Origin of the sequence: Streptomyces caeruleatus (assembly GCF_001514235.1) — a bacterium.
GTDB classification, from domain to species: Bacteria; Actinomycetota; Actinomycetes; order Streptomycetales; family Streptomycetaceae; genus Streptomyces; species Streptomyces caeruleatus.
Genome location: NZ_KQ948929.1, coordinates 631662 through 655695 on the forward strand (window position 1 = coordinate 631662; position 24034 = coordinate 655695).

Genomic DNA, 24034 nt, shown 5'->3' on the forward strand with positions numbered 1-24034 from the left:
CGTATGCGGCCGCTGGGCATCGAAGGGGCCTGGGCGCTGGAGCCCGAGGTCTTCCCGGACGACCGGGGCAGCTTCCACGAGTGGTACCGCGGCACGGAGTTCCGCGAGGCCACCGGCTACCACCTGACCCTGGCCCAGGCCAACTGTTCCGTCTCCCGCTCGGGCGTCCTGCGTGGCGTGCACTTCTCCGACGTGCCGCCGGGCCAGGCCAAGTACGTCACCTGTGTACGCGGCACCGTCCTCGACGTGGTGGTCGACCTCCGCGTCGGCTCCCCCACGTTCGCCCGCTGGGAAGCCGTACGCCTCGATGACGACAGCCACCACGCCGTCTTCCTCGCGGAGGGCCTCGGTCACGCCTTCATGGCCCTCACCGACGACGCCACCGTGATCTACCTGTGCTCGACGGGCTACGCCCCCGAGCGCGAGCACGGGGTGGACCCGCTGGACCCGGAGCTGGGCATCAGCTGGCCCGGGCACATCGCGCCCGTCCTGTCCCCCAAGGATGCACGGGCGCCGTCACTGGCCGAGGCACGTGAAACCGGGCTGCTCCCGACGTACGAGGCCTGTTCGGCCCACTACGAGCAGAGGGACAACGCCCGCCTTCAGTGACCGCCGAGCACCCTTTCGACCGACGTACGCAACGGCTCCCACCCCCGAGCCCGCCCGACCCCCACCCTGCGAGCCCGCCCCAGCGCCCGCCAGAACCTTGCCCCGAGCAACTCCTCCGGCGCCACCGCCCCCACCCGGTCCAGAACCGTCTCCGGCACCTTCTGCGGATCGGGCACCTCGTACTCGGCAACGATCTCGTCGTACCGATCACGCAGCACCGTACTGCGAGGATCGGCGCCGAACACCACGAGCTGCCCCGTCGGCCGCGTGTCCACGGGCACCGTCACCAGATCAGGCCGATACCGCCCGAGAATCTCGGCGATCTTGTACACGTCCCCGGTCCACGCCCCCGTGTGCCGATCCCGAGCGGCCTCGTCGACATTGCGCGGCAGCACGTCGTCGAAGACGATCACGCTGGTCCAGTCGGAGTGCCGCTCGATGTTCATGAAGTCCCGCAGCGCGTACTCGAAAAGGTGCATGCCGTCGATGAACGACAGGTCGAGGACGGTGCGCCGCCAGTACCCGAGCGGACTGCGGCCCCGGCGCAGATTGCGCAGCGGGTGGCGGCCGCCCTTGAGGTGGATCAGCGGGTTGTCGCGGGCGAAGAAGTCGTCGCTGGCGGCCTTGACCAGGTGGACGTCGCAGCGGATCTCCGTGACGACCTTGAAGGCGGGGTCGACGGCGACGGTGGGGACGCGGGAGAGCTTGAGGCTGCGGCCGTCGTTGACGCCGATCTCCAGGTAGTTGCGGTTGCCGCTGACCTTGTGCAGTTCCCGCAGGAACTCATGGCGTTTCACGCAGGGCCTCCTTGCGGATCCGGGGCAGTGCTTCGTGCAGGGCGGTGCGCCAGTCCCGCGGCCGCGGGAGGCCGAGCCGCTGCCGACGGCCGTGCGCGAGGACGCTGTACGCGGGTCGGGGCGCGGGCCTGGGGAAGGCGTCGCCGGTGACGGGGCGCACCCGGTCGGGGTCGGCGCCGAGCTGGGCGAACACCTCTCGGGCCAGGTCGTACCAGGTCGCCTCGCCGGCGTTGGTGACGTGCAGGACGCCGGTGGCGTCGCGGCCGACGCGGGGGCCGAGGTCGGCGATCGTGACGGCGACGTCGGCGCTCCAGGTGGGCTGGCCGCGCTGGTCGTCGACGACGTCGACGGTGTCCCGGCTCGCCTCCAGCTCGATCATCGTCCGGACGAAACTGCGGCCGTGGACGCCGTAGAGCCAGGCGGTGCGCACGACGGCGCTCGCGGCCGGGAGTTCGTCCAGTACGGCCCGCTCGCCGGCGAGTTTGGTGCGGCCGTAGGCAGTGCGCGGGGCGGGGGGATGGTTCTCCGGGTAGGGGGCGCCGGCGTCGCCCGCGAAGACGTAGTCGGTGGAGACCTGGATCAGGCGGGCCTCGTAGGTGACGCAGGTATGGGCCAGCAGGCCCGGGCCGTCGCCGTTGACGCGCAGGGCCCGGATCTCGTCCTGCTCGGCGGAGTCGACGGCCGTGTACGCGGCGCAGTTGACGACGACCTCGGGGCGGTACGCGGCGAAGGCGCGGTCCACCGCGTCGGGGCTGGTGACGTCGAGGGCGACGTGGGAGAGACCGGCCACCTGTTCCCCGCGGGCGCGCAGTTCCCCGACCACGTCGTGGCCGAGCATGCCGCCCGCGCCGGTGACCAGCCACCTCATCCGTGCTCCTCGTCGACGCGCCGCTTGAGGGGTTCCCACCAGTCGCGGTGGTCCCGGTACCAGGCGACGGTGGCGGCGAGGCCGGCGGCGAAGTCGTGGCGGGGCCGGTAGCCGAGTTCGGTGCGGGCCTTGGTCCAGTCGACGGAGTAGCGCAGGTCGTGGCCCTTGCGGTCCGCGACGTGCCGCACCCGGTCCCGGTCGGCGCCACAGGCGTTGAGCAGCAGGGCGGTGAGGTCCCTGTTGCTCAACTCGGTGCCGCCGCCGATGTTGTAGACCTCGCCGGGGCGGCCCTGGGTGCGGACGAGTTCGACGCCGTGGCAGTGGTCGTCGACGTGCAGCCAGTCGCGGACGTTGAGGCCTTCGCCGTAGAGGGGGACCTGCTCGCCGTCGAGGAGGTTGGTGATGAACAACGGGATGACCTTCTCCGGGAACTGGTGCGGGCCGTAGTTGTTGGAGCAGCGGGTGACGCGGACGTCCAGGCCGTGGGTGCGGTGGTAGGCGAGGGCGAGCAGGTCCGCGGAGGCCTTGGAGGCGGAATACGGCGAGCTGGGCCGCAGTGGGTGCTCCTCGGTGGCCGAGCCGGACTCGACGGAGCCGTACACCTCGTCGGTCGATATGTGCACGAAGGGGGCGACGCGGTAGCGCAGGGCCGCGTCCAGGAGGGTCTGGGTGCCGACGACGTTGGTGAGGACGAAGTCGCCGGCGCCGGTGATCGAGCGGTCCACGTGGGACTCGGCGGCGAAGTGCACCACCTGGTCGGCCTCGGCCATCAGCTTGTCGACGAGTTCGGCGTCCCGGATGTCGCCGTGCACGAACTCCAGCCGGGGGTGGCCGAGTTCGAGGTTGTCGAGGGTGCCGGCGTAGGTGAGCTTGTCGAGCACGGTGATCCGGGGGGCCTCGGGCGCGTCCGGCGCGTCGCGGGCGAGCAGGGTGCGGACGTAGGTCGAGCCGATGAAGCCGGCGGCGCCGGTGACGAGGAGGTTCATGTGTGGATCTGTACCTTGCTGTGGTCGCCGAGGACGAGTCGGTGGGCGCTGGGGACGCTGGGCGCGGGCGTGACCTGGACGTGTCGGCCGATGAGCGAGGACTCGATGCGGCCGACACCGTCGATCGAGGAGTCCCGCAGCACGATGGAGAACTCCAACTCGCTGTCGGTGATACGGCAGTTCTCCGCGATGGAGGTGAAGGGGCCGACGTAGGAGTCCTCGACGACGGTGCCGGCGCCGACGACGGCCGGGCCGACGACGCGGGAGTTGACGATCCGCGCCCCTTCCTCGACGACCACGCGCCCGACGGTCTCCGAGGCGTCGTCCACGTCGCCGTCGATGCGGCGGGTGAGGCCTTCCAGGACGGTCCGGTTGACCTCCAGCATGTCGGCGACGTTCCCGGTGTCCTTCCAGTAGCCCTTGATGACCGTGCAGCGCACGTCGGCGCGGGCGTCGATCAGGTGCTGGAGGGCGTGGGTGATCTCCAACTCGCCGCGCCAGGACGGGGTGATGGCGCGGACCGCGTCGTGGATCGCCGGCGTGAACAGATAGACGCCGACCAGGGCGAGGTCGCTCTTGGGGTGCTCGGGCTTCTCCTCCAGGCCGACGACCTGGCCCGCGTCGTCGAGTTCGGCGACGCCGAAGGAGCGGGGGTCCTGGACGCGGGTGAGCAGGATCTGGGCGTCGGGGCGGTGGGTGCGGAACTCCTCGACGAGGCCGGTGATTCCGCCGACGATGAAGTTGTCGCCGAGGTACATCACGAAGTCGTCGTCACCCAGGTAGTCCCGGGCGACGATCACGGCGTGGGCCAGGCCCAGTGGGCGTTCCTGGGGTATGTAGGTGATCTGCAGACCGAACTTGGAACCGTCGCCGACGGCGTCCTGGATCTCCGCGGCCGTGTCCCCGACGATCACCCCGACGTCGGTGATGCCGGCCGCGGCGATGGATTCCAGCCCGTAGAAGAGCACGGCCTTGTTGGCCACCGGCACGAGCTGTTTGGCCGAAGTGTGCGTGATCGGCCTCAAGCGCGTACCGGCGCCGCCGGACAGCACGAGAGCCTTCATCGGTTCACCTTAGCCCCGATTCCGCCGATTTGACGGTTCGGGATCGGCTTGTTCGCCGCCGCTGTGCCGTCGGCCGTTCACCGGGATGCGGCCTCACCTGCGTCGAGATCCGGCCTCATCCGCCGAGCGGAATCTCGCTCCACACCTGTTTTCCGCCGCTCACGGGCACCGTTCCCCACTCCGCCGCCATGGCCTCGACGAGGAGGATGCCGCGGCCGCCGGTCGCCTCCCAGCTGATGCCGGCCGGTTTGACCGGCGTGCGGGGCGAGAAGTCGGCCACGGCGACGCGCAGCCGGTGGTGGACGAGGGTGAGGTCGAGGCGGACCCGGCCGTCGGTGTGCACGAGGGCGTTGGTGACGAGTCCGGAGACGACGAGCACGCTCGGCGAGGGCGATGTCGTCGGCGCGCAGTGGCCCCCGCAGGGCGGTGACCACGGCGTGGCTGACGTCGCGGACGGTGCCGGCGGTGGCGAGGGCGGCGGCGAGACGCTGGACGAGGGCCACGTCGGTGACCTCGGCGCGCAGGGTGGAGGCGTCGGCGACGGTGCCGACGAGGCGGGCGGGCCGGCCCTCGACGCCGGGCAGGAGGCGGCCGCGCAGTCGGAGCCACTTGGGCGGGCCCGCCGGTTGCAGGACGCGGAACCCCACCTCGCGGTCGCCGAGCGACATGTGGTCGGCCTCGACGACGGACATCAGCGAGGGCAGGTCCTCCGGGACGGTCAGACCCAGCAGGGTCTCGACCTTGCCGTCGAAGTCGTCGGGGCCGAGGCCGAACAGCGTCAGGATGTCGTCGCCGAGCTCGACCCGGCCGGAGTCCATGGCCAGGCTGAACGCGCCTGTCTGCAGCTCGCCTGCGTCGGCGGCCGCGGGCCGGGCGGGGAGGGCGACGGCCTCGGCGATCAGCTCCAGGCAGGCGCGGTCGTCGGCGGCGAAGCCGCCCGGGCGCTCGCTCACCGCCAGCAGGCAGCCGCCGTCGTGGGTGGCAGGGCGGCCACGAAGGAGTCCCGGGCGGGTGCCCGTCGGGACTCCGCGCCGGCGGCGAGTTCCGCCGGGCCGGGCCACACCGGGTGGCCGCCGCGCAGTGCGTCGGCCGTCGCGGACCGGCCCGAGCGCGGGTAGCTGTAGCGCAGCCCGTACAGGGTCCTCGGCACTCCGGCGGACTCGACCAGGCACAGCAGGTCCTCGTCCTCGCCGGGCGCGTACCCGGCGGCGAGTGTCGCCCCGCTGAAGACGAGTGCCTGTTCCAGCACCTGGCGCGGCCGCTGCGGCGAGTCCGGGTCGGCGGCGACCGTCTTGAGGGCGACTTCGGCACGCAGGGTCCGCGATGGGGGGTGCGCTGCTCGAAAGGCACCGAACATGTCTTGACGCATGCGTATCGCACGGTGATCTCGTGACAGGCGTGACTGTCCGTGTCCGCCACATCGCTGGAATTCTCGTGCCGAGCCGGCGGAGGGGGACGAATGGACAGGCGTTACGAGGTGTACGCGCTCGCCGACCCGCACTTCTACGAGACGCCGGACCGGCTGTCCGCCGACGGGCGGGGAACGGGACGGCTGTACGAGACGGCACGGCGCGAGGTTCCCGAGGGCTGGAAGGCGGCGCGGATCGGCGACTGGCTGACGCTGACGCCGGCCGGCCCGGACGGCGCCCCGTTGCCCGGCCCGGCCCAGGGCTGGAAGATCCATGTCTCGGCCACCCTGGCGAACGCGGAGAAGATCGCGCAAATCGTGTGGGACTACTGCGTGCCGCGGAGCGTTCCGTTCAAGTTCGTGCCCGGCCCGCAGCTGCTGCACCTGCGCAACGCCAAGTACGCGGGCCGCGACGCCAGCGGCAAGTTCGTCACCGTCTACCCGGCCGACGAGGAGCAGCTCCACCTGGTGCTGCGCGAGCTGGGCCGGCTGCTGGAGGGGTTCGAGGGGCCGTACATCCTCACCGATCTGCGCTGGGAGGAGGGCCCGCTGTACGTCCGCTACGGTGCGTTCGCGCGCCTCTTCGTCGTCGACGAGCGCGGTTCGCTGGTGCCGGCGGTACGGGACGGCGCGGGGCAGCTGGTGCCGGACCTTCGGACGCCGTCCTTCCAGGTGCCGGAGTGGGTGACGCTGCCCGCGTTCCTCGCGCCGCAGCTGGCGGCGCGCAACTCCACGACGGTCGGCGAGCTGCCGTACCGCATCGAGAAGGCGCTGCACTTCTCCAACGGCGGCGGGGTGTACGCGGGCACCGACACCCGGGACGGGCGCAAGGTCGTTCTGAAGGAGGGCCGGCCGCACGCGGGGCTCGCCGCGGACGGCGCGGACGCCGTGGCCCGGCTGGAGCGGGAGCGGGCCGCCCTGGAGCGGCTGGCGGGGACCGGTGTGGTGCCCGAGGTGCGCGACTGGTTCCGGCTCGGCGACCACAGTTTCCTGGTCATGGACTTCCTCGAAGGGCGTCCCCTCAACTCCTTCTTCGCCGAACGGCACCCGCTGATCGGCCCCGACCCCGATCCGCGCGCCGTGGCCGACTACACGGCCTGGGCGCTGCGCATCCACCGGGCCGTGGAGCGTGCCGTGGAGACGGTGCACGCGCGCGGGATCGTCTTCAACGACCTGCACGTCTTCAACATCATGGTCGCCCCCGACGACGAGTCGGTGTTCCTGCTCGACTTCGAGGCGGCGGCCCCGGTCGGTGAGAGGGGCCGTCAGGTCGTCGCCCACCCCGGGTTCCTGGCGCCGGCCGACCGCAGGGGCGTCGACGTCGACCGCTATGCGCTGGCCTGTCTGCGGCTGGCGATGTTCCTTCCCGTCACCTCGCTGTTCGTGGTGGACCGCGGCAAGGCGGCGCATCTCGCGGACGTGATCGCGGGTCAGTTCCCGGACGTGCCGCGGGAGTTCCTGGACGAGGCGGTCACCGAGATCTGCCGGGACGTGCCGACGGCCGGTTCCCTCGCCCCGGCGTCGCCGGCGGCGCGATCGGTCTCCGCGTCGTTCGTGGAGCCCGGCGACTGGCCCTACAGCCGCGACTCGATGGTGAAAGCGCTGCTCGCCTCGGCCACCCCGGAGCGCGAGGACCGGCTCTTTCCCGGCGATGTCGCCCAGTTCTCCGACGGCGGCGGGCTGGCCCTGGAGCACGGCGCGGCCGGCGTGTTGTACGCCCTGGCCGCGACCGGCGCCGAGCGCTACGACGAGGGGGAGCGCTGGCTGCTCGACCGCACCGACCCGCCACCGGTCGGCAGCGCGCTGGGCCTGTACGACGGACTCGCGGGCGTGGCCCATGTCCTGGACCTGCTCGGCCACCGGCAGCGCGCCCTGGACCTGCTCGACACGATCCTGCGCGAGCGCTGGCAGCGCCTCTCCTCCGACCTGCGCGGCGGGCTGGCCGGACTGGGGCTCGTCCTCGGCGGCCTGGCGGACGCCACCGGTGAGCCGGAGCTGCGCGAGCGGGCGGCGCAGGCCGCGGACATCCTCGTGGACCGGCTGACGGCCCCGCCCCCGTCCGGGCCCCGGCCGCGCGCCGGGCTGATGAGAGGGGCGAGCGGTCCCGCGCTGTTCCTGCTCCGGCAGTACGAACGCACCGGCGACCGCCGGTTGCTGGACGCCGCCGGCGAGGCGCTGCGCCGGGACCTGGCGTGCTGCGTGGAGCAGAAGGGCGGCTCGCTGGAGGTCGACGAGGGCTGGCGGACCATGCCGTATCTGGGCGACGGAAGCGTGGGCGTGGGGATGGTCCTCGACGACTACCTCGCGCACGCGGGTGACGCCGTCGGCGCCTTCGAGCAGGCCCGCTCCGGCATCCTCACCGCCGCCGGCTCCCGTTTCTACGCCCAGCCCGGCCTCTTCCAGGGACGCGCCGGGATGATCCTTCACCTCAGCCGCACCACTGCGCCGGACGTGGGCGCCGACCGCCTGGCCGGGCAGATCTCCGGGCTCGGCTGGTATGCGATGTCCTACCAGGGCCAACTGGCCTTCCCCGGACACCAGATGATGCGGCTCTCCATGGACCTCGGCACCGGAACGGCCGGGTGCCTGCTCGCGCTCGGAGCGGCCCGCGCCGCCGCCGCGGGCGGCGCGGCCCCGGCCCACCTGCCCTTCCTCCCGCCGCCACCGCGGCCCCGAGAACGCGGCTCCGCAGTCTGACGGAGTCGTGACACAACCCGTCCCCACGGAATGAGAGGACAACGAGATGGCACTGCTCGACCTGCAGACGATGGAGACCGAGGAGCACACCGGCGGCGGCAGCGTCGCGAGCCTGTTGCTGTGCGCCAGCCAGGCCAGCATCACGCTCTGTCTCTGACAGACCGAGTGCACTCGCGGCCCCGGGCAGTCCCTCCCCGCACGGGAGGGGGCCCGGGGCCCTTGCCGGACGAGGGAGCGGGGCCGCGGCCGTATGACGACGCCGACTGCTGACAACGACACCTCCCGAACACTGCTGCGCGCCGCCACCCGGCACAGCGGGGCCCGTACCGCGGCCCTGTGCCTGGTGAGTACGGCCGCGACCGGCGCCGGACTGCTGCTGCCCGCCGCGCTCGGCCGGACCCTGGACCTCCTGCTGGCGGGGGCCCCGGCCACGGGCTGGGTGTGGTGCTGCGCCGGGCTCGCTGTGCTGCTCGTCCTGCTCGACGGCTGCCAGAGCGTCGTCGTCGGCACCGTCGACGCCCGGACGACGGCCTGGCTGCGCGAGCGGCTGACCCGGCACGTGCTGGCGGTGGGCCCGGCGGTCACGGCCCGCTTCAGGGCGGGTGACCTGGTCGCACGGCTCGTCGGCAACGCCGCGCAGGCCGGCACGGCACCGGCCGCCCGTGCCGCGCTGCTCGCCGCGTTCGCCGGACCGGTCGGGGGCATCGTGGCCCTGGGCCTGATCGACGTACGGCTCGCTGTCGTGTTCCTCGCCGGGGCGCCGGTGCTGGCCGCCCTGGTGCGGGCCTTCGCCCGCGACACCTCCCGGTGTGTGACGCACTACCAGCGGGAACAGGGCAGGATCGCGGCCGCGCTCGCCGAGGCCGTCGACGGCCACCGCACCGTCCGGGCGGCCGGTACGGCCGACCGGGAGACGGCGAGGATCCTCCGGCCGCTGCCTCTGCTCTCCCGCGCGGGGCACCGTATGTGGCAGGTGCAGGGCCGGGCCGCCGCCCGGGCCGTCGCCGTGGCCCCGCTGCTGCAACTGGGCGTGCTCGCCGTGGCGGGAGTCCTGCTCGCCCGGCACCGGCTGTCCGTCGGCGAGGTGCTCGCCGCGTCCCGCTACGCGGTGCTGGCGACCGGCGTCGGCATGCTGGTCACCCAGTTCGCGCAGGTGGCCCGGGCCCGCGCGGCGGCCGGACGACTCGGCGAGATCGCCTCCGAGCCCGCCCCCGCCCACGGCAGCCGACGGCTGCCCCCCGGCCCCGGCCGGCTGGAGCTGCGCGGCGTGACCGCCCGGCGCGGGAGCCACACCGTGCTGGCCGGGATCGACCTGGTCGTCCCCGGCGGCACCACCCTCGCCGTGGTCGGCCGCTCCGGCGCGGGCAAGTCACTGCTCGCCGCCGTCGCCGGGCGGCTGGCCGACCCGGACGACGGCGAGGTCCTGCTCGACGGCGTCCCGCTGAGCGAGCTGACCCACGACGACCTGCGCGGCGCGATCGCCTACGCCTTCGAACGCCCCGCGCTGCTGGGCGACACCGTCGAGAACGCGATCGGGCTCGGTCTGCCCGCCCCCTCCCCCACGGCCGTCCGGGAGGCCGCCCGCACGGCCGACGCGGACGACTTCGTACGCCGCCTGCCGAACGGTTACGCCACCGCCCTGGCCGACGCCCCGCGCTCCGGCGGCGAGTCCCAACGGCTCGGACTCGCCCGGGCGTTCGCCCACGGCGGCCGTCTGCTGATCCTCGACGACGCGCTGTCCAGCCTCGACACGGTGACCGAGGCCCGTATCACCGCGGCGCTGGCCGGCGGTGGCTCGTCCGCCACCCGTCTCCTGGTCGCCCACCGGGCGGCCACGGCGGCCCGCGCCGACGCGGTGGCCTGGCTGGACGGCGGGCGGGTGCGCGCGGTGGGGCGGCACGAGGAGCTGTGGGGGACGGCGGCGTACCGGGAGGCGTTCACGGGATCGGCCGAGACGGCCTCGACGGAAGGGGCGGGCCGATGAGCGGCGGGACGGCTGCGGCCGACGGACTCCTCCGGCGCGGGCTGCGCTTCCTGCGGTCCCGGTGGCGGGTTCTCGTGCGGCTCGGCGTCTGGTCCGTGCTGGAGACGGGGCAGAGCTTCCTCATCGGGTACGCCCCGGCCCGCGCCCTGGACGACGGGTTCCTCCAGGGCCGGACGCAGGTCGGCCTCGGGTGGCTCGCTGTCGCCGGTCTCGGGGTCGTCCTCGGCGCGTACGGCACGGCTCGGGTGTACGCGGCCGTCGCGGCGCTCGTCGAACCGCTCAGGGACCGGCTCGTGACGCGGGTGGTCGAGCGGGGGGTGCGGGAGGCGGACCGGGGGGCGCTGTCCGGCCTCACCCAGCAGGTGGAGATCGCGCGGGACACCTTCGCGGGCCTGGTGATGGTGTCGCGGTCGTTCGTGTTCACCGCGGTCGGCGCGCTGGCCGGCCTGTTCTCGCTCGCCCCGCTGCTGCTGCTCGTCGTGCTGCCTCCGCTGGCCGCGGGGGTGGGCCTGTTCGCGGCGACGCTGCGGCCGCTGGCCCGCCGGCAGGAGACATTCCTGGCGGCCGACGAGGCGCTGGCCGATTGGCTGGGAACCGTCTGCCCGGGCTTACGGGACATCACGGCGTCCGGCGCGGAGGACCGGATGGCCGCCGACACCGGGAACCTGGTGGACGCCGAACTGCGGGCCGCCCGCTCCCTGGCCCGCTTCGGCGTGCTGCGCGTGGCCGCCCTGGCCCTCGGCGGGCACCTCCCGACCGTGCTGCTCCTCGCGACCGCGCCCTGGCTGCTCCGCCAGGGCGTCACCCCCGGCGCCCTCCTCGGCGCCCTCGCCTACGTCACCCAGTCCCTCCACCCCGCCCTGCACAACCTGGTCCACGGCCTGGGCACGAGCGGCTCCCGCCTGGCGGTGGTGCTACGACGGCTGGCGCCGACGGGGGCCGCCGAGGGGCGTGTCCACTCCGGTCCAGCAACGCCCTCAAGGGGCGCGGGGAACTGCGCGACCAGCCACGACGCTCCCGCAGCCGCCCGACGGCAAACAGCGGCACCCCCAACCAAACGCAACGCCCTCACCCTCTCCTCCGTCACCTTCGCCTACGGCCCCACCGCGGCCCCCGTGATCGAAAGCCTCGACCTCACCCTCCCGCCCGGCGCCCACCTGGCCGTCGTAGGCCCGAGCGGCATCGGCAAGTCCACGCTCACCACACTCGTCGCCGGGCTGCTGGAGCCCCGCTCCGGCACGATCCGCATACACGGAGACCCCGCGCCCACCCCCCAGGCGCGCGCGAGTCGGGTGCTCATCCCGCAGGAGGCGTACGTGTTCACCGGCAGCCTCGCCGAGAACCTCGCGTATCTGCGGCCGGACCCCGTTCCCGAGGCGGAGATGCTCGCGTCCGCCGAGGCGGTGGGCCTGGCGCCGTTGCTGGACGCGCTGGGCGGCCTCGGGGGCCGGGTGGATCCCACGGCGCTGTCCGCGGGCGAGCGGCAGCTGGTCGCGCTGGCCCGCGCCCATCTGTCGCACGCCCCGCTCGCCCTGCTCGACGAGGCCACCTGCCACCTCGATCCGCGGGCCGAGGCCCGGGCGGAGCGCGCTTTCGCGAGCCGCCCCGGCGGCACCCTGGTCGTCGTCGCCCACCGCGTCAGCTCGGCCCGCCGCGCCGGCCGGGTGCTCATGATGGACGGTCGCGACACGGCGTACGGGACGCATGACGAGCTCGTGCGGTGCTCGGCGCGCTATCGCGAGCTCGTCGGCGGCTGGGCGGCCGGGCCGGGGGCGCCGTCACAGCCAGCCCTCGCCCTGGGAGATCCGGATGGCGTCGACGCGGTTGCGGGCCCCGGTCTTGCGGGTGATGGCCGCCATGTAGTTGCGCACGGTCCCGTGGGACAGGTGCAGGCTCCCCGCGATCTCCGCGACGGACGCCCCTTCCGCCGCGAGGGATAACACGCTGAGCTCACGTCGGGTCAGCGGCATCTCGGCGGCCTTGAGGAAGGCGAAGCCGAGCGAGTCGTCGACGAAACGTTCCCCCTCGGCCACGCGCCGGATGCCGCGCACCAGACGGTCCGGTGAACCCTCCTTGTCGACGTAGCCGAGCGCACCGGCCTCCAGGGCGCGCTTGAGCAGCCCCGGCCGGTTCACGCCCGCCAGCACCAGAAGATGCGGGGGCGTCCGACCCCCGTCCCGCACGCGCAGGTCGGCGAGCGGCGGGATGCCGTAGGTGTCCGAGCAGTCCAGATCCACCGCGCAGACGTCCGGTCGCAGGCTCCGCACCCGGGCGGGCGCGCTGCGCCAGGGTGCGTCGTACACCTCGAGGTCGGATTCCCGGTGCAGCCACTCGGCCAGCACCGATCTCACCAGGGACGTGTCATGCACCACGAGGACCCGGATCACTGCTCTCCCTCCAGCCCGCCGTTCGTCACTTCCATGGTCTTGAGCGCGTGCCCCATTGTTGGCGTCCGTGGCCGTCTGCGGGCGCGAAGATCCGGCCATCAGGGTGCGCGGGGGCGCACTTGAGGCGCCCGTACGCCGGGGTCGCGCATCGACTGCGGGGGCATGAGCTCGCGGTCAGGGGGTACGGGCGCCCCCGCACGGCCCGGGTGTGAGCGGTCGGTCCCGGTCCCGCTCGCCGTGCGCGAGCAGCCCCGAGGGGGGAGATTTGAGCCCTGGGACCTGTCGCGCGGCCCCGCGGAGGAGGTGGTCGGCGTGTCCGACGGGCAGACGTCCGCCCAGGCGCCGGCGTCCGCGCGGACGCGGGTGGGCCGGCCGCTGCTGTCGCTGGCGCTGGCCTCGATGATGGAGGAGGTGGACGCGCACTCCGGTGCCGTATACCTGCTGGCCGCCGACGAGCCCGTACTGGAGATGGCGGTCATGGCGGGCCTGCCCCGGGCGTTCGCGGCGCCGTGGGAGCGGGTCGGGCTGAGCGCGCCGATCCCGGTCGCGGAGGCGGTGCGGCAGCGGCGGCTCGTCTGGGTCAGCGGCGAGGAGGACATGGCGGCCCGGTATCCGCGGATCGCCCTCGTCCTGCCCTACCCGTTCGCGCTGGCGGCGCTGCCGGTGGCCACCGAGTCGAACGCCTACGGCGCGATCTTCGTGACCTGGCCCGGCGCCCACCCCCCGGAGCTGTCGGACCGGGAGCGGGACCATCTGAACGCCGCCTGCCGACGGCTCGCCGTACGGCTGGAACGTGCCATGGCGCAGAGCCGTCCACCGCTGCCGGAGCCCGATCTGGTCGCCGGGCCGGCGTTCGGCGGCGCGGCCGGCACGCTCGGCACGGTGGAGGCGGCGCGGATGGTGGCGCGGCTGCCGTACGGGCTGTGCTCGCTCGATCTGTACGGCCGGATCAGCTTCGCCAACCCCGCGGCGGCCGAGCTGATCGGCGTTCCGGTCAGCCGGCTGCTCGGCAACCAGCTGTGGGCGTCGGTGCCCTGGCTCAACGACCCGGTGTACGAGGACCGCTACCGGGCCGCGCTGATGAGCCAGCACACCACCTCCTTCGTGGCGTTGCGCCCGCCCGGGGACTGGCTGTCGTTCCGGATCTATCCGAGCACGACCGGTCTGAGCGTGCGGATCAGCCGGGCCCGCTCGGTGGCGGAGATGGGACGCAGCGGGCCGCGGCCCGACGACCCGCCGGGGCGGCTGGTGACCATCTCCCAGGTGCTCAGCCTGGCAGGCGCGCTCACCGAGGCGGCGGGTGTGCAGGACGTGGTGCAGCTGGTCGCGGACGAGATCGTGCCGGCCGTCGGCAGCCAGGCGCTGGTCGTCCTGGGCTCGCGGGCGGGCCGGCTGCATGTGCTGGGCCACCGCGGCTATCCGGATCCGCGGATCGTCGAACGGTTCAACGGGATGCCGCTGACCGAGCAGACCCCGGGCGCACACGCCCTGACCACCGGCGTCCCCGCGTTCTTCGACTCGTGGCAGGAGCTGGAGCGGCTGTATCCGGTGCGGCACTCGACGCCCGACGGCTTCGCGGCCTGGGCGTATCTGCCGCTGATCGCCTCGGGGCGGCCGGTGGGCACCTGTGTCCTCGCCTACGCCGAGCCGCATCCGTTCCCGGCGGACGAGCGTGCGGTGCTGACCAGCCTCGGCGGGCTGATCGCGCAGGCGCTGGAGCGGGCCCAACTCTACGACGCCAAACACCAGTTGGCGCACGGACTCCAGGCCGCCCTGCTCCCCCACTCGCTGCCGCCACTGGCCGGCGTGGAGGCCGCCGCGCGCTATCTGCCCGCCACCCAGGGCATGGAGATCGGCGGCGACTTCTACGACCTGGTGCCGACGGAGCAGGGCCTGGCGGCGGCGGTGATCGGCGACGTGCAGGGGCACAACGTGACCGCGGCGGGCCTGATGGGTCAGATCCGTACGGCGGTGCGGGCGTACACGACCGTGGGTCAGGCGCCGGAGGACGTCATGCGCAGCACCAACCGGCTGCTGCTCGACCTGGGTTCCGACCTGTTCGCCAGCTGTCTGTACCTGCGGCTGGATCCGGCGCACGGGAAGGCGGTGATGGCTCGTGCCGGGCATCCGCCGCCGCTGCTGAGACGGCCGGACGGGCGGGTGCGGGTGCTCGACCTCGCGGGCGGTCCGCTGCTGGGCATCGACGGCTCGCCCACCTATCCGACGACGGAGGTCGACCTCACGCCGGGCTGTGTGCTCGTCCTCTACACCGACGGGCTGATCGAGTCCCCGGGCGTCGACATCGAGGACGCGCTCGCCGACCTCGGCCAGTTGCTCACCGAGGCCGGGGAACGGCCGTTGGACGAGCTGGCCGATCTGCTCGTCGAGCACAGTGCGGCACGGCGGGAGCGGGTGGACGACGTGGCGCTGCTGCTGTTGCGGGCGCGGGACTGACGACCCGGGAACGGGAGCGGTCCGACCCTCCCGCCGGAGGGCCGGACCACGTGTGTCCCTACGGATCACTGGGATCCGTGTGTCGGTGTCGGTGTCGGGGCGTCAGTTCCCGACGCCGTTGCCGACGATCTCGCCGAGGCCGTTGCCCGTGCCGTCGGCGTTGCCGCCGCCGACCTCTTCGCCGGCTCCGGCTTCCTGACCGGCTCCGGCTTCCTCACCGGCTCCCGCCTCTTCACCGGCACCGGCTTCCTCGCCCGCGCCCGCTTCCTCACCGGCACCGGCCTCGTCACCCGCGCCGGCTTCCTCACCGGCACCCGCCTCGTCACCGGCACCCGCACCGCCGGCGGCGTCGCCGCCGAGGGTCGCGCCGACCGCCTCCAGGGCGGTGGTCACCGGCTGGAAGAAGGTCTCGCCGCCGACCGTGCAGTCACCGCTGCCGCCGGAGGTGAGGCCGATGGCCAGGCCGTCCTGGGTGAACAGGGAGCCACCGCTGTCGCCGGGCTCGGCGCAGACGTCGGTCTGGATGAGGCCGGTGACCGTGCCCTCGGGGTAGTTCACGGTGGCGTCCAGGCCGAGGACCTGACCGTCGCTCAGCCCCGTGGTGCTGCCCATCCGGAAGACCTGGAGGCCGACCTCGGGGTCCGCGGCCTGGCTGATCGCGAGGGTCTGGTCGCCGAGGTTGACCTCGCTCGGCGCCTCGGTCGCCGGGTCGTCGTACTTGACCAGCGCGAAGTCGCCGGCGCCGGGGAAGGTGGCCTGGTCGACGGTGGCGATCGGCTGACCGCCCTCGGCGTCCGACCACTGCTCGGCCGCGACTCCGCAGTGACCGGCCGTCAGGAAGGCCGGGGTGCCGTCGCCCGCGGTGACGTTGAAGCCCGCGGAGCAGCGTGAACCGCCCGCGAAGATGGCGTCGCCGCCGGAGAGGAACGTCTTGAAGGTGCCGGCCGACTTCTTGATGGTCGCCATGCCGGAGCCGAGGCTGTCGACGGTCGACTCCAGCTGGTCCCAGTTGTCGCCGGTGACCGTGCTGTCGGCGGTGACGAGGATCTTGTTCGTTCTGGGGTCGACCGACCAGGCCGTGCCCGGGATGGTCGCCTCGGACTTCAGGGTCTGCGCGCCGGACGCGAGCTCGCTCAGGCTGTTCTCGACCTCGCGGACCTTCGCGCCGGCCTTCTTCGCCTGGACGATCACGTTGTTGTTGTCGCCGGGGATGACGTTGACCACGAGCTGCTTGCTCTCGGAGTCGTAGTACGAACCGGCGAAGGCGTCGCCGAGCAGTTCCGAGAGCTGCGAGGCGAGATCCGACGCGTCCGCCGCCTTCAGGGTCCTGGCGGTCGTGGCTTCGTCCGCCGCACCGTCCTGTGACGCGTTGGCGTTCGGCAGCAGGATCGCGGCCGCTCCGAGCGCCACCACGCCGCCCGCGGCTATCGCGGCCTTGCGCTTCGGAATTCGCTTGTGACTCAAACTTCTCGACCTCCTGGGGGACGGGGTCTGTGCCGCCGTCTCAGCGGCAGCTGTTCGGGGCGCCTGGTTGGCAGTTGGTACGCACGGGTCGCACGGGGCGTTCAATTCCGTTTGCGCTCGCCTTACTCGAAACACCGAATCGGCCAAGGACCGCGCCTGAGGTTCCGGCGGCGGGAACAATCCCCCCTATGACGATGACGACCGCCGAAGCCGACAAGATCCTCTCCGCCAACTTCGCCCCCTGGGTCCTCGCCCTCGGCCTCTGTGTCGAGGCGGTGGAGGACCGGCGCGCGATCTTGCGACTGCCCTGGTCGGACGGGTTGGCGCGGGAGGGCGGCGCCCTGTCGGGGCAGGCGTTGATGGCGGCGGCCGACACCGCCACCGTGATCGCCGTGTCGGCGGCGCGCGGGGCGTACGGGCCGATGACGACGGTGCAGCAGTCGACGTCGTTCCAGCGCGCGGTGCTCGGTTCGGATGTCCTGATCGAGGCGGTCGTCACCAAGCTGGGCCGCCGCATGGCGTTCGCCGACATCGCGATGACCGACGAGAGCTCGGGCGAGATCGCGGCCCGGGCGAGCACGGTGTACGCACTTCTGGGCTGACACGATCCGCTACCGATCAGTAACGGTCGGTCGAGAATCCCGAGCGGAATCCAGGCTCCTGGGAATCTGCACATTCAATACTCAACGAAGTCACCGTGGCCCGAGGTTCTGCACAAGGGAGCTACCGGCGGTCACCCCCTTGAGGCGGGAGTGTCGGATTCGCCACCGCATCACCCCGAGGGCGGCCGGGCGGAGGCAACAGCCCGTCCGAGCCGATGCTGTGACGCATGTGAAGAAGTCGCCGACGAGACGTGCGCGCATCTGCACGGATCGATGCCGCCGAGGACAAAGTGCCCTGGTGAGGCCGAAGTTTGATTGGAAGGCCGTACCCGCAGCGTGCTTTGATCCATCGCACCGCAGGGGCCGTGTACGGCTTCCGGAAACGGGCGCCGGGTGCCTGCGGTCGCGGCCGTCATCTGTCCCCAGAGGGGGCCGCTCCCCCTTGTGAAATACCCATTAGGAAGGGAAGTTCCATCATGAACTCCACCCCCCAGGTTGCGACCGTCGAGATCTCCGACGCCGAGCTCGACAACGTCTCCGGCGGCCTGCAGGTCAACGCCGTGAACGGTGCCCTCGACGCTGTCAACGGCATCGCCCCGGTCTCCGGCCTGGTCGACACGGTCGTCGGCACCGTGGAGGGTGTCACCGGCCTGAACACCGCCCCGGTCTCGGGCCTGGTCGCCGGTCTCTGATCGCGCCTTTTCGTCACCGCTGAGTCCCGGAACCCTTCCCCGGTTCCGGGGCTCTTCGGGTGCCTCGAAACAGACAGGCACCGCCTCGCACCACGACCGGCCCCCGCGCGCCGGTCTCCACTCATCCTCAGGTGAGGCAAGTTCCGTGCAGTTCCGCCAACAGGCCCTCGCCAAGCTCCAGTCACCGGAGGAGCTCGACCTTCCGGTGCGCTTCGCCCGCCCCCAGGGCTGGCTGGTGCTCTCCGTGACGGTGGTCGTCATGGCCGCCGCCTCCGTGTGGGCGGTGACCGGTTCGGTCGCCTCGACGGTGAGCGCGCCCGCCGTCCTCACCCACGGCCAGGGCAGCTACATCCTCCAGAGCCCGGTCGCCGGGCAGGTCACCGCGGTCCTCGCCGAGCAGGGCCGGCGGCTCCCGGCGAACGCGCCCGTGCTGAAGGTCCGTACGGCCAAGGGCGAGACGGTCGTGCGCACGGTCGCCGCGGGCCGGGTCACCGCGCTCGCCGCCACCATCGGCCAGATCATCTCCACCGGCACGAACGTCGCCGCCGTCGAGAAGGTCGCCCACGACAAGGACGCGCTGTACGCCACGGTGTACGTGCCCGCCGAGAACGCCGCCTCCATCCCCGACAAGGCCGCGGTCGACCTCACCGTCTCCTCCGTGCCCACCCAGGAGTACGGCGTCCTGCGCGGCCATGTGAAGTCGGTGGACCGCTCCGCGCAGTCGGCGCAGCAGATCGCCGCGTTCCTCGGCGACAACCAGCTGGGCGAGCAGTTCACCAAGGACGGCAGGCCGGTGGCCGTACTGGTGAGGCTGGACAAGGAGTCGAGCACCAAGAGCGGCTACAAGTGGTCGTCCGCGGACGGGCCGCCGTTCTCGCTCACCTCGATGACCATGGCCGAAGCCTCGATCGAGCTGGCCGACGAGCGTCCCGTCGATTGGCTGCTGCCGTGAGCACCGCACAGGAGACCCGCAGCAGCAGGCGCCGGGCCACCCCGCCGAAGCGCCCCGTGCCCAAGGGCAGGTCGAAGACCGTCCGCACGCCGACCGTCCTGCAGATGGAGGCCGTGGAGTGCGGCGCCGCCTCCCTCGCGATGGTGCTCGGCCACTACGGCCGCCATGTCCCGCTGGAGGAACTGCGCATCGCGTGCGGTGTCTCCCGTGACGGCTCGCGCGCCAGCAACCTGCTCAAGGCGGCCCGCAGCTACGGGCTGACGGCCAAGGGCATGCAGATGGACACGGCCGCCCTCGCCGAGGTGAAGACGCCGGCCGTCCTGTTCTGGGAGTTCAACCACTACGTCGTCTACGACGGCATGGGCCGCCGCTTCGGCCGCCGGGGCGTGTACATCAACGACCCCGCCAAGGGCCGCCGCTTCGTGCCCATGGAGGACTTCGACGGCAGCTTCACCGGTGTGGTGCTGGTGATGGAGCCCGGCGAGGACTTCAGCAAGGGCGGCCGCAAGCCGGGTGTGCTCGGCGCGATGCCGGCCCGGCTGCGCGGCACCGCGGGCACGATGCCCGCCGCCGTCCTGGCGAGCCTGCTCCTGGTGGTGGTCGGCGCGGCGGTGCCCGCGCTGAGCCGCACCTATATCGACATGTTCCTCATCGGCGGCCAGACCTCCCTTCTGGGCGTGCTGTTCGCGTCGATGGGCACCTGCGTCGCGCTCACCCTCGTACTGACCTGGCTGCAACAGGCGAACCTGCTGCGCGGCCGCATCATCTCCTCCACCCTGTCCAGCGCCCGCTTCCTGCGGCATCTGCTGCGGCTGCCAGTGACGTTCTTCTCCCAGCGCAGCCCGGCCGACCTGGTGCAGCGCCTCCAGTCGAACGACGCGGTGTCCGAGACCCTGGCCCGCGACCTCGCGGCGGCGGGCGTGGACGCGGTGGTCGTCGTGCTGTACGCGATCCTCCTCTACACCTACGACCCGCAGCTCACCTTCGTCGGCATCGGCGTCGCCCTGCTGAACGTCGTCGCCATGCGCGTCGTGATCCGCCTGCGTGCCACCCGCACCGCCAAGCTCCGCGCGGACAGCGCCCGGCTCACCAACACCGCCTACACCGGTCTCCAGCTGATCGAGACGATGAAGGCGACCGGCGGCGAGGACGGCTACTTCCGCAAGTGGGCCGGCCAGCACGCCACCACGCTGGAGGAGCAGCAGCGCCTCGGCGTGCCGAGCGCCTACCTGGGCGTGGTCGCTCCGACGCTCGCCACGCTCAACAGCGCGCTCATCCTCTGGATCGGCGGCATGCGGGCGGTCGAGGGCGGCATCTCCGTCGGCCTGCTGGTCGCCTTCCAGGCCCTGGTCACCCGGTTCACCGCCCCGATCACCCGGCTCAACGGCGTCGCCGGCCGCATCCAGGATTTCGCCGCCGACGTGGCCCGGCTGAAGGACGTCGAGAACTTCGAGGCGGACCCGCTCTACGGCCGCCCGGGCAGCGGCGAGTCCACACGCCGCCTCCACGGCCACGTCGAGCTCCAGAACATCACCTTCGGCTACAGCCCCCTCGACAAGCCCCTGCTGACGGGCTTCGACCTGACCGTCGGCCCCGGCCAGCAGGTCGCCCTGGTCGGCGGCTCCGGCAGCGGCAAGTCGACGGTGTCCCGGCTGATCTCGGGCCTGTACGCCCCGTGGGAGGGCGTCATCCGCATCGACGACCAGCGCATCGAGGACATCCCGCGCGGCGCCCTCGCCGCCTCCGTCTCCTTCGTCGACCAGGAGGTGTTCCTCTTCGAGGGCACCATCCGCGACAACGTGGCGCTGTGGGACCCCTCGATCCCGGACGACGCGGTGGTGGACGCCCTGCGCGACGCGGCGCTCTACGACGTGGTGATGCGCCGCCCCGGCGGCATCCACAGCAAGGTCGAGCAGGACGGCCGCAACTTCTCCGGCGGGCAGCGCCAGCGTCTGGAGATCGCGCGGGCCCTGGTGCGACGCCCCAGCATCCTGGTCCTCGACGAGGTGACCAGCGCGCTGGACGCCGAGACCGAGCAGATCGTGATGGACAACCTGCGCAAGCGCGGCTGTGCCTGTGTGGTGATCGCGCACCGGCTCAGCACCGTGCGCGACAGCGACGAGATCGTCGTACTGCAGCACGGCACGATCGTCGAACGCGGGCGGCACGAGGAGCTGGTGGCGCGCGGTGGCGCGTACGCGGCGCTGGTCAAGGAGCGGTGAGATGACGTCCGTCCACGAGGGCGACCTCGTCCTCAACGCGCTCGGCCAGATGGGCACGCGCATCGACTGCGCCGGCTTCAACCGCCTCGACCTCGAAGGCCCGCAGGTGCTGTGGCTGGTCGCGTCCGGCGCGGTGGACCTGTTCGCGGTCGACGCCGGTCAGCAGGGTCACTGGCACCACCTGGGCCGCCTGGAGGCGGGCTCGCTGCTGCTCGGCCCGGTCGCGGGACCGCAGCACACGCTGGTGGCCCGCCCGCTCCGGGACTGCGTCGTACACCGGATAGGGCTGCGCGAGCTCTACCAGCCCGCGAACACGCAGACCTGGTCCTACGACGAGTACGGCAACCCGCAGTACGTGCCGCCGCAGACGAGCCCGCTGGAGTACGCCCTCGCCCTCGGCGTCGGCCGCAGCCTCTCCATCCTCTTCCAGGCACCGATGGCCACCGAGCGGGCGGCCGAGGTGACGGACGACGACGTCTTCTGGATGCAGGTGCCGCCCGGCAGCGTGCAGTACGGCTCGCTGTACGGCGCGGAGGCGGCCGCCGACCTGCTGATGGACCCGGCGGTCTGGCAGTCCATGGTCGACCAGCAGTACCGGTTGCTGACCACGCTGGACCGCTGGATCGAGCAGTTGGAGCGCACGCACGAGACGCGCACGGCGGAGGGCATCAAGGCCGGCGAGGCGGTGCGTGCCCAGGCCGACCAGACGCTGCTGGCGTCGATCGGCAAGCGCGGCGACAAGCGCACGACGGCCGCCGACGCGGACGCCAGCTACGCGGCCTGCAAGCTGGTCGCCCAGGCGGCCGGGATCACACTGGCCGAGCCCGCGCAGAGCGGCACCGAGAGCGACCGGCTCGACCCGGTCGAGCGCGTGGCCATCGCGTCGCGGGTGCGCACCCGGGCCGTACGGCTGGACGGGCGATGGTGGCGGGACAACGTAGGGCCGCTGGTAGGTCACCGGGCGCTGTCCGGTGCGCCGGTCGCGCTGCTGTGGCGGCGCGGCGGCTATGTGGCCGTGCATCCGGCGACCGGCCGTGAGACGCCGATCGAGAAGGCCAACGCGGAGGAGTTCGAGCCGCGTGCGGTGATGTTCTACCGGCCGCTGCCCGACCGTGCGCTGAGCCCGCTGAGGCTGCTGCGGTTCAGCATGCGGGGCACGGGCGGCGATCTGACGAACCTCCTGGTCAGCGGACTGGTGACGGTGGCGATCGGTGCGCTGGTGCCGATCGCGACCGGCAAGATCCTCGGCGAGTTCGTGCCGAAGGCGCAGACCGGGCTGATCGTGCAGTTCTGTCTGGCCGTGATGATCAGCAGTGTCGTGGCGGCGGCCTTCATGCTGCTCCAGAACCTGACGATCCTGCGTCTTGAGGGCCGTATCGAGGCCACGCTGCAACCGGCTCTGTGGGACAGGCTGCTGCGGCTGCCCACGAAGTTCTTCACCGAGCGCTCGACCGGCGAGCTGGCGAGCCAGGCCATGGGCATCAGCGCCATCCGCCGGCTGATGGCCGGAGTCGGTCCGGTCGTCGCGTCGTCGGTGACCGTGGGCGCGATGAACCTGGCGCTGCTGTTCTGGTACAGCGTGCCGATGGCGCTGGCGGCGATCGGCATGCTGGTCGTCATCGCGGGCGTGTTCCTGGGGCTCGGCCTGTGGCAGGTGCGCTGGCAGCGGCGGTTGGTGGTGCTCGGCAACAAGCTGAACAACCAGGCGTTCCAGACGCTGCGCGGGCTGCCGAAGCTGCGGGTCGCGGCGGCCGAGAACTACGCGTACGCGGCCTGGGCGGGGCAGTTCGCGCGCAGCCGTGAGCTCCAGCAGAAGGTGGGGCGCATCAAGAACCTCACCACGGTGATGGGCGCGGTCTATCTGCCGGTGTGCACGCTGCTGATGTTCATGCTGCTGGCCGGTCCGGCGCGCGGGACGATGTCGGCGGCGGCGTTCCTCACCTTCAACACCTCGGTGACGATGCTGCTGACCTCGGTCACCCAGCTGACCGGTTCGTTCGTGTCGGCGGTGGCCGCGCTGCCGCTGTTCGAGGAGATCAAGCCGGTGCTGGAGGCCACGCCGGAGGTGCGCACGGCGAGCACCCGGCCGGGCCCGCTGACCGGGGCGATCGAGGCGCGCCGGCTGTCCTTCCGGTACTCCGACGACGGGCCCCTGGTCCTGGACGACGTGTCCTTCGACGTCAGGTCGGGCGAGTTCGTGGCGATCGTCGGCCCCAGCGGCTGCGGCAAGTCGACGCTGCTCAGGCTGCTGATCGGCTTCGACAAGCCGGTGTCGGGCAGTGTGCTGTACGACGGCCAGGACCTGTCGGCGCTGGACCAGTCGGCCGTACGCCGGCAGTGCGGGGTGGTGCTTCAGCACGCCCAGCCGTTCACCGGGTCGATCCTGGACGTCATCTGCGGCACCGAGCCGTACACGCCGGAGGAGGCGATGGCGGCGGCCGAGATGGCGGGGCTCGCCGAGGACATCAAGCGGATGCCGATGGGGCTGCACACCATCGTCTCGGGCAGCGGCGCGATCTCCGGCGGTCAGCGGCAGCGGCTGATGATCGCCCAGGCGCTGATCCGCCGTCCGCGCATCCTCTTCTTCGACGAGGCGACCAGCGCCCTCGACAACGAGACCCAGCGCACGGTCATCGAGTCCACCAAGGCCCTCAACGCCACCCGCGTCGTCATCGCGCACCGCCTGTCCACCGTGCTGGACGCCGACCGCGTGATCGTGATGGAGGACGGCAAGGTGGCCCAGCAGGGGCCGCCGGCGCAGCTGCTCGCGGACACGGGCGGGCGCCTCCACGAGCTGGTGCGACGCCAGATGGCCTGAACCGTCAGACGGATCCGTCACGCCGATCCG

17 protein-coding genes and 2 pseudogenes are annotated in these 24034 nt (G+C 72.5%); 11 read left to right on the top strand and 8 right to left on the bottom strand.

Annotated features, from left to right (window positions below; all coding sequences use genetic code 11):
• Nucleotides 1-3 precede the first annotated feature (3 nt).
• Entirely contained in the window at nucleotides 4-609 is a 606-nt protein-coding gene (gene rfbC, locus AQJ67_RS20995; RefSeq protein ID WP_062720504.1) for a dTDP-4-dehydrorhamnose 3,5-epimerase, read from the top strand.
• Here the strand turns inward: rfbC and AQJ67_RS21000 are convergent.
• The 6 genes and pseudogenes from AQJ67_RS21000 to AQJ67_RS21020 form a co-directional block, all read right to left on the bottom strand.
• Nucleotides 603-1406: a class I SAM-dependent methyltransferase gene (locus AQJ67_RS21000; protein WP_062720505.1), complete on the bottom strand. Its 804-nt coding sequence runs from the start codon at nucleotides 1404-1406 to the stop codon at nucleotides 603-605. The two genes, rfbC and AQJ67_RS21000, sit on opposite strands and share 7 nt — an antisense overlap.
• The gene (gene rfbD / locus AQJ67_RS21005; RefSeq protein ID WP_062720506.1) at nucleotides 1393-2274 is read right to left on the bottom strand and encodes a dTDP-4-dehydrorhamnose reductase; all 882 of its coding nucleotides are present in this window, start codon (nucleotides 2272-2274) and stop codon (nucleotides 1393-1395) included. Before rfbD ends, AQJ67_RS21000 begins: the two co-directional genes overlap by 14 nt.
• On the bottom strand, nucleotides 2271-3260 hold the full coding sequence (gene rfbB, locus AQJ67_RS21010) for a dTDP-glucose 4,6-dehydratase (protein ID WP_062720507.1): 990 nt from the start codon (nucleotides 3258-3260) through the stop codon (nucleotides 2271-2273). Before rfbB ends, rfbD begins: the two co-directional genes overlap by 4 nt.
• Entirely contained in the window at nucleotides 3257-4324 is a 1068-nt protein-coding gene (locus AQJ67_RS21015) for a glucose-1-phosphate thymidylyltransferase (RefSeq protein ID WP_062720508.1), read from the bottom strand. The genes rfbB and AQJ67_RS21015 overlap by 4 nt, the downstream gene beginning before the upstream one ends.
• A gap of 115 nt (nucleotides 4325-4439) precedes the next feature.
• Nucleotides 4440-4703: an ATP-binding protein gene (locus tag AQJ67_RS49450; RefSeq protein ID WP_244190543.1), complete on the bottom strand. Its 264-nt coding sequence runs from the start codon at nucleotides 4701-4703 to the stop codon at nucleotides 4440-4442.
• A 1-nt stretch (nucleotide 4704) separates the two neighbouring features.
• A pseudogene (locus tag AQJ67_RS21020) lies at nucleotides 4705-5681 on the bottom strand (PAS domain-containing protein); the annotation flags it as partial.
• Between the two features lie 102 nt (nucleotides 5682-5783).
• Here AQJ67_RS21020 and lanKC point away from each other — a divergent pair.
• The 4 genes from lanKC (at nucleotide 5784) to AQJ67_RS21040 (ending at nucleotide 12353) form a co-directional block, all read left to right on the top strand.
• The gene (gene lanKC / locus AQJ67_RS21025) at nucleotides 5784-8429 is read left to right on the top strand and encodes a class III lanthionine synthetase LanKC (protein WP_062720509.1); all 2646 of its coding nucleotides are present in this window, start codon (nucleotides 5784-5786) and stop codon (nucleotides 8427-8429) included.
• A 46-nt stretch (nucleotides 8430-8475) separates the two neighbouring features.
• A complete protein-coding gene (locus AQJ67_RS21030; RefSeq protein WP_062720510.1) occupies nucleotides 8476-8586 on the top strand; it encodes a SapB/AmfS family lanthipeptide in 111 nt (36 codons plus the stop codon).
• 93 nt (nucleotides 8587-8679) lie between these two features.
• On the top strand, nucleotides 8680-10413 hold the full coding sequence (locus AQJ67_RS21035; protein ID WP_062720511.1) for an ABC transporter ATP-binding protein: 1734 nt from the start codon (nucleotides 8680-8682) through the stop codon (nucleotides 10411-10413).
• A complete protein-coding gene (locus tag AQJ67_RS21040; protein ID WP_062720605.1) occupies nucleotides 10410-12353 on the top strand; it encodes an ATP-binding cassette domain-containing protein in 1944 nt (647 codons plus the stop codon). The genes AQJ67_RS21035 and AQJ67_RS21040 overlap by 4 nt, the downstream gene beginning before the upstream one ends.
• Here the strand turns inward: AQJ67_RS21040 and AQJ67_RS45395 are convergent.
• Nucleotides 12276-12899 (bottom strand): annotated as a pseudogene (locus AQJ67_RS45395) (response regulator); the annotation flags it as partial. The gene AQJ67_RS21040 and the pseudogene AQJ67_RS45395 overlap by 78 nt on opposite strands.
• Before the next feature lie 204 nt (nucleotides 12900-13103).
• On the opposite strand from AQJ67_RS45395, the gene AQJ67_RS21045 reads away from it, so the two are divergent.
• The gene (locus tag AQJ67_RS21045) at nucleotides 13104-15254 is read left to right on the top strand and encodes a SpoIIE family protein phosphatase (protein ID WP_062720512.1); all 2151 of its coding nucleotides are present in this window, start codon (nucleotides 13104-13106) and stop codon (nucleotides 15252-15254) included.
• Nucleotides 15255-15356: 102 nt separating this feature from the next.
• On the opposite strand, the gene AQJ67_RS21050 is transcribed toward AQJ67_RS21045, so the two are convergent.
• Entirely contained in the window at nucleotides 15357-16718 is a 1362-nt protein-coding gene (locus AQJ67_RS21050) for a S1 family peptidase (RefSeq protein WP_062720513.1), read from the bottom strand.
• A 188-nt stretch (nucleotides 16719-16906) separates the two neighbouring features.
• Here AQJ67_RS21050 and AQJ67_RS21055 point away from each other — a divergent pair, with 188 nt between their 5' ends.
• The 5 genes from AQJ67_RS21055 to AQJ67_RS21075 all read left to right on the top strand — a co-directional run bounded on the left by AQJ67_RS21055 (nucleotide 16907) and on the right by AQJ67_RS21075 (nucleotide 24004).
• Complete coding sequence (locus AQJ67_RS21055) at nucleotides 16907-17320, top strand: PaaI family thioesterase (protein ID WP_062720514.1); 414 nt, start codon at nucleotides 16907-16909, stop codon at nucleotides 17318-17320.
• A gap of 476 nt (nucleotides 17321-17796) precedes the next feature.
• A complete protein-coding gene (locus tag AQJ67_RS21060) occupies nucleotides 17797-18012 on the top strand; it encodes a hypothetical protein (RefSeq protein WP_030052098.1) in 216 nt (71 codons plus the stop codon).
• A gap of 145 nt (nucleotides 18013-18157) precedes the next feature.
• Nucleotides 18158-18964, top strand: a complete 807-nt coding sequence (locus AQJ67_RS21065; RefSeq protein WP_062720515.1) for an HlyD family efflux transporter periplasmic adaptor subunit — start codon at nucleotides 18158-18160, stop codon at nucleotides 18962-18964.
• Nucleotides 18961-21186 carry an NHLP family bacteriocin export ABC transporter peptidase/permease/ATPase subunit gene (locus AQJ67_RS21070; protein WP_062720516.1) on the top strand — a complete coding sequence of 742 codons (2226 nt, stop codon included), beginning with the start codon at nucleotides 18961-18963 and terminating at the stop codon, nucleotides 21184-21186. Before AQJ67_RS21065 ends, AQJ67_RS21070 begins: the two co-directional genes overlap by 4 nt.
• A gap of 1 nt (nucleotide 21187) precedes the next feature.
• Nucleotides 21188-24004 carry an NHLP bacteriocin export ABC transporter permease/ATPase subunit gene (locus AQJ67_RS21075; protein ID WP_062720517.1) on the top strand — a complete coding sequence of 939 codons (2817 nt, stop codon included), beginning with the start codon at nucleotides 21188-21190 and terminating at the stop codon, nucleotides 24002-24004.
• Nucleotides 24005-24034: the final 30 nt, after the last annotated feature.